Below are 13,524 nucleotides of genomic sequence, written 5' to 3'. Positions count from 1 at the left end.
GATTCTCCACCTCACGATACGGGTTCGGCCGGGGGCCGTCCAGATCCCGGGCTTGGCCGCGGGCGCCGGCTGTCATAGACTGCCGCCCAACAGGGAGGTGCCCATGACCAGGGTCCTGACCGGACTGGAAGTGCTGCTGGCGGAAGACGCCGCGCGACTGCGGGGGCGGCGGGTGGGTCTGCTCGCGCATCCGGCCAGCGTCGACCGCCGCCTCGATCACGCGGTGACCAGGCTGCATGCCGCGCTCGGGCCCGACCTGCGCGCGCTCTTCGGCCCCCAGCACGGGCTGCGCGGCGAGACCCAGGACAACATGATCGAGTGGGAGGGTTACGCCGACCCTCTGACCGGCCTGCCCGCCCACTCGCTCTACGGCGAGCACCGCAAGCCCACCGCGGCCATGCTCGCCGACCTCGACGTGCTGGTGGTCGACCTGCAGGACGTGGGGGCCCGCTACTACACTTTCGTCTGGACCTTGCTGTTGTGCCTGGAGGCGTGTGCCGAGCGAGGCGTCGCCGTGATGGTGCTCGACCGCCCCAACCCCATCGGCGGGCAGACGGCGGGCAACGTCCTGGACCTGGCCTACCGCAGTTTCGTGGGCCTGGCGCCCATCCCCATGCGCCACGGCCTGACCATGGGCGAACTGGCGCGCTGGCTGGTGGACCACTTCGCCCTGGCGGTGGACCTGGACGTGGTGGCCATGGCGGGCTGGCGGCGCGACCTCTATTTCGACGAGACCGATCTACCCTGGGTCCTGCCCTCGCCCAACATGCCCACGGTGACCACCGCGCTGGTCTATCCCGGCGCTTGCCTGCTCGAGGGCACCAACCTGAGCGAGGGGCGCGGCACTACGCGTCCCTTCGAGATCCTGGGCGCGCCCTTCATCGCGCCGGAGCGGCTGGCGGGGGCGCTCCGGGCCCACGAGCTGCCCGGCCTCGTCCTGCGCCCCCTGCACTTCGAGCCCACCTTCCAGAAGCACGCCGGCCGGCTCTGCGGCGGTCTGCAGGTCCACGTCACCGACCGGCAAGCGTTCCGGCCGGTCCTGACCTATCTGGCCATCCTCACCGAGATCCAGCGGCTCTGGCCCGACCACTTCGCCTGGAAGCAGCCGCCCTACGAGTACGAGCTCGAGAAGCTGCCCATCGACATCCTCGCCGGCGGCCCGCACCTGCGCGAGGCCGTGATGCAGGGCGCCGATCCCCGCGCCGTGGCCGATGCCTGGCAGCGGGACGCCGACCGGTTCGCCGCGAGCCTGGCCGGGAGCCTGCTCTATGCCTGAGGTGCGCGGGCTCATCCTGGCGGCGGGACTGGGCACGCGCCTGCGGCCACTCACCGACGAGATCCCCAAGCCGCTGCTGCCGGTGCTGGGCCTGCCGCTGCTCGACCGGGCCGCCGCGGCCCTGACCGCCGCCGGTTGCCGGCAGCTCGCCATCAACACCCACCACCTGGCCGAGCAGGTCGCCGCTCACGTGTCGCGCCGGACCGATGCCGCGCGCTGCCATCTCAGCCACGAACCCGAGATCCTCGGCACCGGCGGCGCGCTCCACGGCGCCCGCGCCGTGCTCGCGGAGGCCGACACCTTCGTGGTCTACAACGGCGACGTGCTCTGCGATCTGGACGTGGGCGAGCTGCTGGCCGCGCACCGCGCCACGGGAGCCCGGGCGACCCTCGCGCTGGTGGACCGGCCCGAGATCAACACCGTGCTGGTGGCCGCGGACCGGACGGTCCGCGACCTCGCCGGCCGCCGGGCCCAGGCGCCGCACCCGGGCGACCGGTGGCTCACCTTCACCGGCATCGCCTGCTACCAGCGGTCGTTCCTCGAGCGGGTGCCCCACGGGCCGAGCGATCTGGTCAGCGTGCTCTGCGCGCTGATCGCCGAGGATTCCGCCGCTGTCCGCTGCCACCTCCACGCTGGCGACTGGGAGGATCTGGGCACGCTCCAACGCTATCTCGATGCGCACCGCCGTCTGCTGGGCCCCGACTTCGTGAGCGCGACCGACCCGCCCACGGGGTCGCCGGAGAATGACCTCGCCGAGTGCGTCCTCCTGCCCGGAGCCGCCGTCCCAGCCGGGATCGTCCTGCGCCGGTCGGTGATCGGACCGGGCTGGGTGGTGGTCGAAGACGCCATGGCCTGCGACGAAATCGCGCTGGCCGGCCGCGCCGGCTTCGCCGGTCCCACCCGTCTGCAGTGGATCACCGGCCACGGCAGCCCGCGCCGCTTCGTGCGGATCGCCGCCGGCAATCGGCGGGCCGTCCAGATGACCACCACGCCCGACGACCCCGAGTATCAGCGCTTCCTCGACATCGCCGCGTTCCTCTACGCCCGCGGACTCGGGGCGCCAGCGGTGCTGGCCCACGATCCCGCCACGCGCCAGGTGCTGCTGGAGGATCTGGGCACCGACACCCTCGAGACGCTGGTGCACGCCGAGCCGGACCGCGCCGCCGATCTCTACGCCCGCGTCCTCGACCGCCTGGCCGACCTCCAGGTCTTCGGCGCCGAGGCCCGGTCGCTCTGTCCGGCGGCGTGGGACCGCGCCTTCGACCGGGAGCACCTGCGCTGGGAGACCGATTACTTCCGTGAGCAGTTCCTGGTCGGTCATGTCGGACTCGCACCCGGCGAGCTGACCGGTCTTGACGCGGAGTTCGAACAGCTGGCCGCCGCCTGCCTGCGCCAGCCGCGCACCCTGGTGCATCGCGATTTCCAGTCGCAGAACATCCTGCTGAAGGATGGCATGGTCCGGCTGGTGGATGTCCAGGGTATGCGCTGGGGCCCCGTGGCCTACGATGCCGCCTCGCTGCTGCTGGATCCCTACGTCGAGCTGCCCGCCGCGCTGCGCGACGATCTGGCGGCCTCCTTCCCCGAGCGGGTGGCCGCGCGCGGGGGGCCCAGGCTCAAGGGCGCCGCCTGGCGCGACATGGTCCGGACCGCGGGGCTGCAGCGCCTGATGCAGGCTCTGGGCGCCTACTGCTTCCTCGGCCATGTTCGTCAGCGACCGGCTTTCCTCCAGCATATCCCCAGGGCGCTGCGGCTCCTGGGCGACCTGGTCGCTCTGGCCCCGAATGCCGGGAGCACCGAGTTCGCACCCCCACCGCTGCCGCTGCTGGCCCACCATCTCCAGCGGACCAGAAACCTCCTGGATCGACGCTAAAGAATATCCTTAGGTCGCCGATGCTCCCTCCAGAACGCCACCGTCTGTCGCGTGGCGCCCAAATCGACTGGAGGAGCAGCCATGGATCTCAAGCAGCGCATCACCGGCCTCAACCTCGTCGGCATCCTCATCTTCGCCTTGGCGCTCGGTGGCCTGGCCAGCTGGGGAATCGACCGGACCTTCGTGTCGGTGATCGACGATGTGGACACGGCCCTGGTCAACGAGAAGCAGACCTATATCCAGGACCAGGTGGACGGCGCCTGTGGCGCGATCACGTCGCTGGCGGGGGACGGCTCGCCCGCGGCCCGCGTGGCCGCGGCGCGCGTGGTCTCGGCCATGCGTTACGCCGGCGGCAGCGGCTACTTCTTCGCCTATGAGCCCGACGGCGACGGTGGCTGGCAGTTCGCGTTCCACGGCACCAAGCCGGAGCTCTGGGGCAAGCACGCCGACCTCAGCAAGCCGGACGTCAAGGGCTACGCCTTCCGGCAGGCCCTGGTGGATGCCGGTCAGGCGGGTGGCGGCTTCGTCCGCTACCACTACGAGAAGCCCACGACCAAGGAGGTGCTGGGCAAGCTGGCCTATGCCCGGGCGGTGCCCGAGCTCGGCTGGGTGGTCTGCGGGGGCATCTATGTCGACGACATCCAGGCCACGGTCGGCGCGGTGCGGAGCGAGGTGGTCAAATCCCGACAGCACCTGCTCATGCAGCTCGCCGGCCTGGCGCTGGCCCTGCTCCTGATCGTCGGCGGCCTGTCCTGGTGGCTGGCCGGCCACACCGCCGGCCCGCTCCTCGCCATCACCGAGCGCGTGCGCAAGACCGCCCTGGAGATGACCCTGGCCTCCGATCAGATCGCCGCGAGCAGCGAGGCCCTGGCCATGAGTTCGACCCGGCAGGCGGCCGACCTCCAGGAGAGCACCGCAGCGCTGACCCAGCTGTCGAGCCAGGCCGAGGACAACGGCCGCGGCGCCGTCGAGGTGCGCCAGCAGATGGCGGCCTCGGCCGAGGGGATCAACCGGACCGAAGAGGCCATGCAGGAGATGGTGCGGACCATGAGCGGGATCAAGACGAGCAGCGACGAGATCTCGACCATCCTCAAGACCATCGAGGAGATTGCTTTCCAGACCAACCTGCTCGCGTTGAACGCCGCAGTGGAAGCCGCGCGGGCAGGCGAGCACGGCAAGGGCTTCGCGGTGGTGGCCGAGGAGGTGCGCAACCTGGCCGGCCGGTCGGCCGAGGCCGCCAAGAACACAGCCAATCTCATCGAGGCCAACACGAGGCAGGCCGAGAGCGGCCAGGACATCACCGGGCGCGTGGCCGCGGAGATCCAGGCCGTGGCCGAGAGCGCGACCATGGTCACCGGTCGCGTGGGGGAGATCGCCGAGGCCAGCAGCCAGCAGAGCACGGCCATCGGGCAGATCACCCAGGCCATCCACCAGATGGACGAAGCCACCCAGCAGGTGGCGGCCCATGCCGAGGAATCGGCGGCCTCGAGTCGCGAGGTCGCCAGCCAGGCCGAGGGCCTGCAGGGGGTGGTCGAGGCGATGAACGTGCTGGTGCGTGGGGAACGCGGCGGAGTGCCCGCGCACGGGTCCCTGCCCCCGGAGGCGAACGTGCCCACGATCCGGTCGACCGCTCCGGCTGCAGCCGGCGTGCGTCCGGTCGAGCCCGTGGCCAGCCCCGACGTCGTCCTGATGCTCGACGAGGAAGACGAGGCTCTGGTCTGAGTCCCGTCCACGTGTCGCGTGCGGAGCTGCCCGGGCGGGGCGGCTCCGCGCCGTTTTGGGGTTGCCATCGCCCGCCGCTGCTGATTATGTGGCACCGTCCAGGCGTCCACGTCGCCCCCAGCCGGAGTACCGACCATGACCCATCCCGACGACCTCTTTCCCCGCGGCAGCGGCGTCATCCTGCATCCCACCAGCCTGCCGGGCCCGCACGGCATCGGTGACCTGGGCGAGGAGGCCTACCGCTTCGTCGACTGGCTCGTCGCCGCGGGCCAGAGCCTGTGGCAGGTCCTACCGCTGGGCCCCACGAGCTATGGCGACTCGCCCTACCAGACCCTCAGCGCCCTGGCCGGCAACCCGCTCCTGATCAGCCTGGCCGGGCTGGCCGAGGAGGGCTGGCTCCAGCAGGCCGACTTCCAGGACATGCCGCTCTTTTCCCGGGACCGGGTCGATTTCGGCGCCGTGATCTCCTGGAAGTTCGGACTGCTCGATCGGGCCTGGGCGCGTTTCCGCGACCACGCGGGCGAGGCCGACCGGGTGGCCTTCACGGCCTTCCGTGATCAAGAGCAGGCCTGGCTCCGCGACTTCACGCTCTTCGTGGCGCTCAAGGAGGAGCACGGCGGCCAGCCCTGGGTCGCCTGGCCGTCCGAACTGGCCGGACGCGACCGCGCTGCCATGGCCGCCGCCGCCGACCGCCTCCAGGAGCGCGTGGCGGCCCACGCGTTCCGGCAGTGGGTCTTCGCACGCCAGTGGGCCGACCTGCGCGACTACGCCAACGGTCAGGGCGTCCGTCTCCTGGGCGACCTGCCCATCTTCGTGGCCCACGACAGCTGTGACGTCTGGGCCCGCCCCGATCTCTTCCACCTCGATCCCGAGGGTTACCCCACCGTGGTGGCCGGCGTGCCCCCCGACTACTTCAGCGAGACGGGCCAGCTCTGGGGCAACCCGCTCTACGACTGGCAGGCCATGGCGCGCGAGGACTACGTCTGGTGGGCCGAGCGCATCCGCCTCTGCCTGCGCCAGACGGACCTCGTGCGGATCGACCATTTCCGTGGCTTCGAGGCGTACTGGGAGGTCCCGGCGACGGCCGAGAACGCCATCAAGGGTACCTGGGTGAAGGGGCCGGGCGCGGCACTCTTCGAGGCGCTGCAACGGCATCTGGGCGCCCTGCCCATCGTGGCCGAGGACCTGGGGGTGATCACTCAGCCCGTGGAGGATCTACGCGATACCTTCGGCATGCCGGGAATGAAGGTCCTGCAGTTCGCCTGGAGCGAACCGCGCAACCCCTTCCAGCCGCACAACCACCGGCAGAACTGCGTGGTCTATTCGGGCACCCACGACAACGACCCCACCAACGGCTGGTGGCACGAGGACTGCGACGAGGACACGAAGCAGAAGGTCCGCGACTATGTCGGGCATAATGTGGACGAGCCGAACTGGACGCTCATCCGTCTGGGCATGCTATCGGTGGCCCACACCTTCGTCATGCCCATGCAGGACGTGCTGTCGCTGGGGCGCGAGGGCCGGATGAACCAGCCCGGAGCCGAGAGCGGCAACTGGAACTGGCGATTGCCGGCCTGGGCGCTCGATCCCGAGCACGAGGCCCGGCACCGGCTGGCCCACTTAACCTGGCTGGGACGGCGCCGTCCCGACCAGCGGCGGTCGCTCTATGAGGATGATGTCGAGGGTGTGGAACAGACCAGTCCCGGGCCCCGTGGCGTGGACCCGGCGGTCTGACGGCGGCGGGCGATCAGGTCGTGGCGGAATCGCTCTGCGGATCGGTGTCGCTGATCTCGGCGAACTGGTGCAGGTGCATGATCTCGAGCACCTGTCGGCAGCGATCCTGCAGCCCCACCAGCACCAGCTGACCGCCCTGGTTGTTGGCCGAGGTGATGATGGCCGCGATGATCCCCACGCCGGCGCTGTTGATGATGTCCACCTGCTTCATGTCCATGACCACGCGGCTCAGCCCGTCCCGGATGCCGTCGCGGATGGTCTCGAGCAGCTCGTAGCATTCGGGGGTGCCCAGCATCCTGCCCTTGAGGATGATGGTCTGCTCGGCGCTCGTCGGTTCTGGAACGATGGTGGCGCACAGGCTGGGTTTGCGCTTCATGTCGAGTTCCCTTCCCGGGAATGAAGTGATGATGATTGTCGAGTCTAGTTCGAGATGGTCCACTTTTGCAAGCGAACTCTAGGTCACAGCTATTCGGTATCCGCCAGCTGTCGGGCCAGTCGCCTCGCGGCCCGCTCGTGCCCGAGGGCGGTCCAGTGGCCATCCACAGGATAATAAAGCCGGTTCCCGGTGCCGAACCCCGCCGCCACCTCGTCGCGCAGATCGAGCCAGGCGAAGCCCTCGCGTTCGAGAAACGCGGCCAGCTCGGCTTGCTGGCGCTGGGCCTCACCACTGCCGGGCACCGCCGGGATGGGCATCACCAGCAGCGCTGCGCCGTCGTGCTCGCAGGAGGTGCGCAACCGCTTCAGGAGCGCCGACATGAGCGCCTGTTCGTGCTGCCGGACCGCGTCCGCCGCCGCACCGTCGGCCGCCTCGAGTTCGAGCCGACCGTGGTGACGCACCGCGTACCACTGCCGGAAGCGGTTCAGGAAATGCGAGCGGGCGAACCAGGTGGCGTATCCCGGCAGGTCGCGCAACCGGCGCAGCCAGCGGAGGGTGCGGCTCTCCGTCGCCGGGTGCTGCCGCAACGTACCGTCGTCGGCGAGGGTGAACAGTCCGCCCTTGGTGTTGTCGGTCCAGTCGTTGACGCACGGGGCGACGATGACCACGTCCGCTGCGTAGCGCCGGCCCTCGAGCTCGTACCAGGCCAGTTGCTCGGCAGTGCCGGTGGCGGCCACGCCGGCATTCAGCACCTCGACCGAGGGCCCGAGCAGCTCGTCGAGGCGGGCGGCGTAGGTCTGGTCGGCGTCCACGCCCAGCCCGCAGGTGAACGAGTCGCCCAGGCAGAGCACGCGCCGGATGCCAGCGGTGCGGGCGTGGGGGATCTCGCGGTCGTGGCGCAGGCCGCCGCCGTTGATGCGCAGCGCGATGCTGTACTCGGGGCAGCGGACGAAGCCGCGTCCGTGAGCCTCCTGCCGGATGCGGCAGACCGGGTCGAAGGTGTTGGGGATCAGCTCGAAGCGGTTCTCGGGCATCAGCAGCCGTGTACCCAGTTCGAGCAGGAACACGGTCAGCAGCAGCGATAGCAGGAGCTTGCCCAGCACCACGGCCAGGCGACGCAGGAGGGAGGTCCTCAGGGGCGGCTTGCCTTTTCCTGTCCTTCGTTCGATACTCACGCCGCCGAAGATACGCCACCGCGGGCCGCCTTGCCCGCGCTTTTTCCACCGGAGCGATCGTGTCCACTGCAAGCCGACAGATCTGGCCCTGGCGCGACCAGGAATCCGGCGCCCAGGAGGCCCTCCGGGTAGCCCGCCTGCGCCGGCGTGGATTGATGCCGGGTCTGGTGGTGCTCGCCCTGGGGACGGTCCTGAACAAGGTTTTTGGGCACGACCTCGCCGGCCGCGTGCTCGTGGCACTGGGCGCGGCCCAGGTGCTGGTGGCACTGTGGCGCCCGCTCTGGCTCGGCCCTGTCCTGCAGGGGTTGGGGCGGTTCGGCGAACTGGTGGGTCGTGGCCTGGCCTGGTTGCTGCTGGGAACCCTGTGGCTGCTGGTATTCGTGCCGGTCGGCCTGCTGCTGCGCGCCCTGCGCCGCGATCCGCTCCACCGCGCACTGCACGCTCCAGGCCGGACGGCCTGGATCCCACGCCGGCTCATGGCGGCCGCCGACGCCAGCGAGCGCCAGTTCCTGATCGAGGACCGCCCGGCGCGAACGCTGGCACGTCCGGAAGGCGCGCTGCCCGATGCCGACCTCCTGGCCGAACTGACGCGCGACCGGGACGGAGGACCGCCCGCGTGAATATCCTGGGGATCAGCGCCTACTACCACGACGCCGCTGCGGCCCTCTTGCAGGACGGCCGGCTGGTGGCCGCCGCCCAGGAGGAGCGCTTCACGCGCCGCAAGCACGACGCGCGCTTCCCCCGCCACGCGGTGCGTTACTGTCTGGCCGAGGGCGGGGTCGGCAGGGGCGATCTGGACGCGGTGGTCTTCTACGACAAGCCGCTCACCAAGTTCGTGCGCATTCTCGAGACCGCCTTCGCCGTGGCGCCCCGCGGCCTGCGCACCTTCGTGCAGGCCGTACCGCCGTGGCTGGGCCAGAAGCTGTGGATCCCCGCCGAGCTCGAGAAGGAACTCGAGCGTGCCGGCGCCGGCCGCCCCGGTCGGATCCTCTTCACCGAGCATCACGAGGCCCACCTCGCCTCGGCGTTCTTCGCCTCGCCCTTCAAAAGCGCGGCGATCCTCGCGCTCGACGGCGTGGGCGAGTGGGCCACCAGCAGCCTGGCCGCGGGACGCGACCGGCGGCTGCGCATCCTCGAGGAGATCCACTTCCCGCACTCGCTGGGGCTGCTCTACTCCGCATTCACCTTTTTCTGCGGTTTCCGCGTCAACAGCGGCGAGTACAAGCTCATGGGCCTGGCACCCTACGGCGAGCCACGCTTCGAGCAGCGGATCCGCGAGCATCTCATCGACCTGCGCCAGGACGGCAGCTTCCGCCTCGACCTCTCGTACTTCGATTACCTTGCGGGCCTGCACATGACCAACGAACGCTTCGCACGGCTGTTCGATGGCCCGCCACGTACGCCCGAGTCGGCGCTCACGCGGCGCGAATGCGACCTGGCGCGGTCGATCCAGGCGGTCACCGAGGACGTGGTCCTGCGGATGGCGCGCCACGCGCACCGCGCCACCGGCGACCGCCACCTCTGCCTCGCCGGCGGCGTGGCCCTCAATTGCGTGGCCAACGGCCGCTTGTTGCGCGAGGGCCCCTTCGAGGAGCTCTGGATCCAGCCCGCTGCCGGTGACGCCGGCGGCGCGGTGGGCGCGGCTCTCTACGCGTGGCACCAGCTCGAAGGGAACGCCAGGGTCCTGGACGGGCGCGATCGCATGGCTGGGGCCTATCTCGGTCCGGCCTTCAGCGACGCCGACATCGCCGCCTGGCTCGACCATCGCGGCTACCCCTACCGCACCCTCGCTGACGGTGAGCTCGAGCAGGAGGTCGCCAGGCGCATCGCCGCCCAGGAGGTGGTGGGCCTGTTCCAGGGGCGCATGGAGTTTGGCCCGCGGGCGCTGGGCAACCGCTCCATCGTGGCCGATGCCCGGTCGCCGCGGATGCAATCGGTGCTCAACCTGAAGATCAAATTCCGTGAGAGTTTCCGGCCTTTCGCCCCGTCGGTGCTCGCCGAGCGTGCCCAGGAGTGCTTCGACCTCCAGGCGCCATCGCCCTACATGCTGCTCACCGCGCCGGTGGCCCGGTCGCGCTGGTGCGAGACCGACCACCCGGCCGCCGACGACGTCATCGCCACGGTGAACCAGGTCCGCAGCGACCTGCCCGCCATCACGCACGTCGATCGCTCGGCGCGGATCCAGACCGTGCACCAGGAGACCAATCCGCGCTACCACCGCATCCTCGATGAATTCGCCGCGCTCACCGGCTGTCCCGCCATCATCAACACCAGCTTCAACGTGCGCGGCGAGCCCATCGTCTGCACGCCGAGCGACGCCTATCGCTGCTTCATGCGCACCGAGATGGACACCCTGGTCCTGGGAAACCATTTCCTCGCGAAGATGGAGCAGCCGGCCTGGGACGAGGCCGGCGACTGGCGCGCCGCCCTGCCGCTGGACTAGAAGGAGCCCTCGCATGCACCGCCTGCGCCACCTGGGTCGCCTGCTCGCCGAGATCGGCCGCTTCGCCGCGCGCAACAAGGCCTGGTGGCTGGTGCCGCTGGTGGTGGTGATGCTGGTCCTCGGGTTGATGATCGCCACGGGCCAGGTGGCCGCGCCGTTCATCTACACGCTGTTCTGAGCCGCCGCCGGCTTGCCATTCCCGCCGGTGATGACGATGTTGCCGCCTCCTTGAAGGAGGCTTCCCGGTGACCCCGCAACAGCGCCTCGATTTCCGCCGCATGCTCCTGGCCAGCGTGGCCTTCGGCGCCACCGCCGGCATCTTCAATTCCACGCTGGGCAACTACCTCCACGACGTCCACGCGTTCAGCGCCGAGGCTCGCGGCTGGCTCGAGTTCCCGCGCGAGCTGCCGGGGTTCCTGGTGATCTTCTCGGTGGGCTTGCTGGCGGCGCACTTCCGCGAGGGGCGATCCATGGCCGTGGCCATGGTGGTGACCATGCTGGGTGCGGTGGGGATGGCGCTGCTGGCGCCGTCGGCGTGGTGGGCGGTGCTGTGGATCTTCGTCTGGAGCACCGGCGACCACATGAACTTCGCCCTGGAAGGGCCGCTGGGGCTGAAGCTCGCCCAGCGCGGCGGTGAAGGGCGGCGCCTCGGCCAGTTCGGGGGCGCCAAGAATCTGGGCGGGCTGCTGGGCGCCGGCGCGGTGTTCCTGATCGCCCGGATCCTCGGCGACGACTACACCGTCTTCTACCTCGTGGCCGCCGTGCTCGCCGTGGTGGCGGGCTACAACTTCTTCCGCATCGAGACCGGTCGGGGCGATCCGGCGCCGCGGCGGTTCGTGTGGCGGCGCGAGTACCACGTCTTCTACGCCATCTCGGCGCTCTTCGGCATCCGCAAGCAGATCTTCTTCGTGTTCGGCACCTGGGTCCTGGTGGACATCCACCGCGTTCCGGTCTCCACCATCGCCACCCTGATGTTCCTCGGCTCGGCGCTGGGCGTGGTGCTGCGGCCGCTCCTGGGCGACGTCATCGACTGGGTGGGCGAACGTCTGGTCCTGGCCGTCGACGAGATCCTGCTCATCGCCATCTGCCTGGTCTACGCCTTCGCCGACTGGCTCTTCCCCGCTACCGGCGTCATCTGGGCGCTGTACACGGCCTACGTCCTCGACCAGACCCTCTTCGCCCTGCGCGTGGCCCGCACCACGTACCTCAAGAAGATCGCCGTCGACCCCGCCGACATCACGCCCACCATGTCGCTGGGCCTGACCATCGACCATGCGGTGGCCATGAGCCTGCCCATCGCCTCGGGCTGGCTCTGGGCGCACCTCGGCTATCAGTGGGTGTTCGTGCTGGCGGCGCTGATCGCGCTGGCCGGCTTCTTCGTCTGCCTCAGGATCCGGATCCCGGCGCCGGCAGCAGCGCCCGCACCGCAGCCAGCAGCGCCGCCGGCGTGAAGGGCTTCCTGAGCCAGGGCGTCTGGTGGTCGATCCCGCCCAGCGCCTCGTAGTTCTCGCGCTCGAAGCCGCTGATGATCATGATCGGCAGGTCCGGACTCCGGCGGGCCACCTGCTCGCGCACACGCCGGCCGTCGAGGCCGGGCAGGGCCCAGTCCAGCAGCATGAGGTCGAAGTGGTCGCCGCCGCTGACCACGGCCAGGGCCTCCACCCCGTCGGCACAAGCGACCACGCCATAGCCGGCGGACTCGAGCACCGTCTCGCAGTACCTTCGGACAGTGGGGTCGTCGTCCACGAGGAGGACGACCTGGCCGGTGGCCCCGGCTGCGGGGGCCTCGCTCGGGACCTCGTCGGCGAACCGTGCCGGCAGCAGGACCCGGAAGGCGCTGCCCTGGCCCGGTTCGCTCTCGATCTCCAACCGGCCCCCGTGCTGGGCCACGATGCCGTGGGTCAGTGCGAGTCCGAGGCCCGCTGCGCCGTCCTCGCGGGTGGTGTAGAACGGTTCGAGGATCCGCTCGCGATCGGCGGCGCTCAGGCCTTCGCCGGTATCCCGCACCTCGATGAAGATCCAGGGCCGAGGGGCGGCGGCCGGCGGTCCGTCGGGTGGGCGCGCGGCGTCGCGGATCCCGGTGGTCATGGTGACCACGCCGCCGGCCGGCATGGCATCGCAGGCGTTGACCACCAGGGCGCGGATCACCTGGTCCAGCAGCTCGAGGTCGACGCTGGCCGTGGATCCGCCAGCTCCCGGCTTGAGGATCAGCGCATACTGCTGGGGAAGCTCGGGACGGATGTCCTCGAGCAGGGCGGTCAGGGTCGTGTCGATGTCGAGGTCACGGCGCAGCAGATCCTGACGGCCGGCGAGGGTGCGCAGCTGGAAGACCCGCTCGGCGGCCTGTTCGAGTAGCGGCAGCATCCCGGGCTTTTCCGCGGCCTCGGGGCAGTCGGCCAGGGCGACCACGAGTTGGTGCAAATCGTCGACCACGCCGCTGGCCAGTCCGGCCACGGCGTCCATCTTCTGCTGCTGGAGCCGGTCGTTCTCCTCGCTGAGCGTGGTGTGTTCGCGCCGCTGCCGGTTCGTGATGTCGCGCGCCACGCCCACGATTCCCTCGGGTTCGCCGGCCGTGTCCAGGACCACGCGGCTGTGGATCTCCACCGGCACGAGGTGGCCGTCGGCGTGCCGGACCCGGGTCTCGTAGAGCACGGGCCGCGTGCGGTCGCTGTGGCCGAGGGCCTGGCGCAGCCGCTCCTGCAGCCGACCGAGATCCTCGGCCTCGAGGTGGTCCCCGAGCTGGCTGCCGACCAGCGCTGCGGCGGGGATGCCGAACATGGTCTCGGCGGCGGGGCTGACGTAGGTCAGCCGCCAGTCGAGGTCCAGGCGCCAGATGCAGTCGACGATGTCCTCGACCGGAAGGCAGTCGTGTTCATGATGGTGTGTCATGCCGGATTCCTGAATGTGGGGTCGAGGGTCTCATGGTGA

Annotated in this window: 11 protein-coding genes; 8 read left to right on the top strand and 3 right to left on the bottom strand. The window is 70.3% G+C overall.

All coding sequences use genetic code 11. The annotated features are described in order from the left end of the window. Positions 1-103 precede the first annotated feature (103 nt). The 4 genes from IFSED24_RS07710 (at position 104) to malQ (ending at position 6,602) form a co-directional block, all read left to right on the top strand. Complete coding sequence (locus IFSED24_RS07710; RefSeq protein WP_491334635.1) at positions 104-1,276, top strand: exo-beta-N-acetylmuramidase NamZ family protein; 1,173 nt, start codon at positions 104-106, stop codon at positions 1,274-1,276. Further along, positions 1,269-3,146 (top strand): sugar phosphate nucleotidyltransferase, encoded by a 1,878-nt coding sequence (locus tag IFSED24_RS07705; protein ID WP_491334634.1) that lies wholly within the window; start codon positions 1,269-1,271, stop codon positions 3,144-3,146. Before IFSED24_RS07710 ends, IFSED24_RS07705 begins: the two co-directional genes overlap by 8 nt. Before the next feature lie 81 nt (positions 3,147-3,227). Continuing rightward, positions 3,228-4,868: a methyl-accepting chemotaxis protein gene (locus tag IFSED24_RS07700; RefSeq protein ID WP_491334633.1), complete on the top strand. Its 1,641-nt coding sequence runs from the start codon at positions 3,228-3,230 to the stop codon at positions 4,866-4,868. Between the two features lie 135 nt (positions 4,869-5,003). After that, a complete protein-coding gene (malQ, locus tag IFSED24_RS07695) occupies positions 5,004-6,602 on the top strand; it encodes a 4-alpha-glucanotransferase (RefSeq protein WP_491334632.1) in 1,599 nt (532 codons plus the stop codon). 13 nt (positions 6,603-6,615) lie between these two features. On the opposite strand, the gene IFSED24_RS07690 is transcribed toward malQ, so the two are convergent. Continuing rightward, positions 6,616-6,978, bottom strand: coding sequence for an STAS domain-containing protein (locus tag IFSED24_RS07690; RefSeq protein WP_491334631.1), 363 nt, complete (start codon positions 6,976-6,978; stop codon positions 6,616-6,618). A gap of 89 nt (positions 6,979-7,067) precedes the next feature. After that, the gene (locus IFSED24_RS07685; RefSeq protein WP_491334630.1) at positions 7,068-8,153 is read right to left on the bottom strand and encodes an SGNH/GDSL hydrolase family protein; all 1,086 of its coding nucleotides are present in this window, start codon (positions 8,151-8,153) and stop codon (positions 7,068-7,070) included. A gap of 59 nt (positions 8,154-8,212) precedes the next feature. Here IFSED24_RS07685 and IFSED24_RS07680 point away from each other — a divergent pair, with 59 nt between their 5' ends. The 4 genes from IFSED24_RS07680 to IFSED24_RS07665 all read left to right on the top strand — a co-directional run bounded on the left by IFSED24_RS07680 (position 8,213) and on the right by IFSED24_RS07665 (position 12,047). Further along, the gene (locus IFSED24_RS07680; protein ID WP_491334629.1) at positions 8,213-8,773 is read left to right on the top strand and encodes a hypothetical protein; all 561 of its coding nucleotides are present in this window, start codon (positions 8,213-8,215) and stop codon (positions 8,771-8,773) included. After that, entirely contained in the window at positions 8,770-10,596 is a 1,827-nt protein-coding gene (locus IFSED24_RS07675; RefSeq protein WP_491334628.1) for a carbamoyltransferase family protein, read from the top strand. Before IFSED24_RS07680 ends, IFSED24_RS07675 begins: the two co-directional genes overlap by 4 nt. A gap of 13 nt (positions 10,597-10,609) precedes the next feature. Then, on the top strand, positions 10,610-10,774 hold the full coding sequence (locus IFSED24_RS07670) for a DUF5989 family protein (RefSeq protein ID WP_491334627.1): 165 nt from the start codon (positions 10,610-10,612) through the stop codon (positions 10,772-10,774). A 67-nt stretch (positions 10,775-10,841) separates the two neighbouring features. Then, a complete protein-coding gene (locus IFSED24_RS07665) occupies positions 10,842-12,047 on the top strand; it encodes an MFS transporter (protein WP_491334626.1) in 1,206 nt (401 codons plus the stop codon). Here IFSED24_RS07665 and IFSED24_RS07660 read toward each other — a convergent pair. Further along, positions 11,983-13,485: a two-component system sensor histidine kinase NtrB gene (locus tag IFSED24_RS07660; RefSeq protein WP_491334625.1), complete on the bottom strand. Its 1,503-nt coding sequence runs from the start codon at positions 13,483-13,485 to the stop codon at positions 11,983-11,985. The two genes, IFSED24_RS07665 and IFSED24_RS07660, sit on opposite strands and share 65 nt — an antisense overlap. Between the last annotated feature and the right edge of the window lie 39 nt (positions 13,486-13,524).

Source organism: Candidatus Latescibacter sp. IFSED24 (assembly GCF_058273205.1).
The sequence above is the reverse complement of the archived record's forward strand: the minus strand, read 5'-3'. Positions and strand labels throughout refer to the sequence as shown.

Coding starts and splice junctions, on each gene's coding strand:
- malQ (WP_491334632.1), top strand. CDS start 5,004: ATGACCCATCCCGACGACCTCTTTCCCCGCGGCAGCGGCGTCATCCTG.
- IFSED24_RS07660 (WP_491334625.1), bottom strand. CDS start 13,485: ATGACACACCATCATGAACACGACTGCCTTCCGGTCGAGGACATCGTC.
- IFSED24_RS07700 (WP_491334633.1), top strand. CDS start 3,228: ATGGATCTCAAGCAGCGCATCACCGGCCTCAACCTCGTCGGCATCCTC.
- IFSED24_RS07705 (WP_491334634.1), top strand. CDS start 1,269: ATGCCTGAGGTGCGCGGGCTCATCCTGGCGGCGGGACTGGGCACGCGC.
- IFSED24_RS07670 (WP_491334627.1), top strand. CDS start 10,610: ATGCACCGCCTGCGCCACCTGGGTCGCCTGCTCGCCGAGATCGGCCGC.
- IFSED24_RS07690 (WP_491334631.1), bottom strand. CDS start 6,978: ATGAAGCGCAAACCCAGCCTGTGCGCCACCATCGTTCCAGAACCGACG.
- IFSED24_RS07710 (WP_491334635.1), top strand. CDS start 104: ATGACCAGGGTCCTGACCGGACTGGAAGTGCTGCTGGCGGAAGACGCC.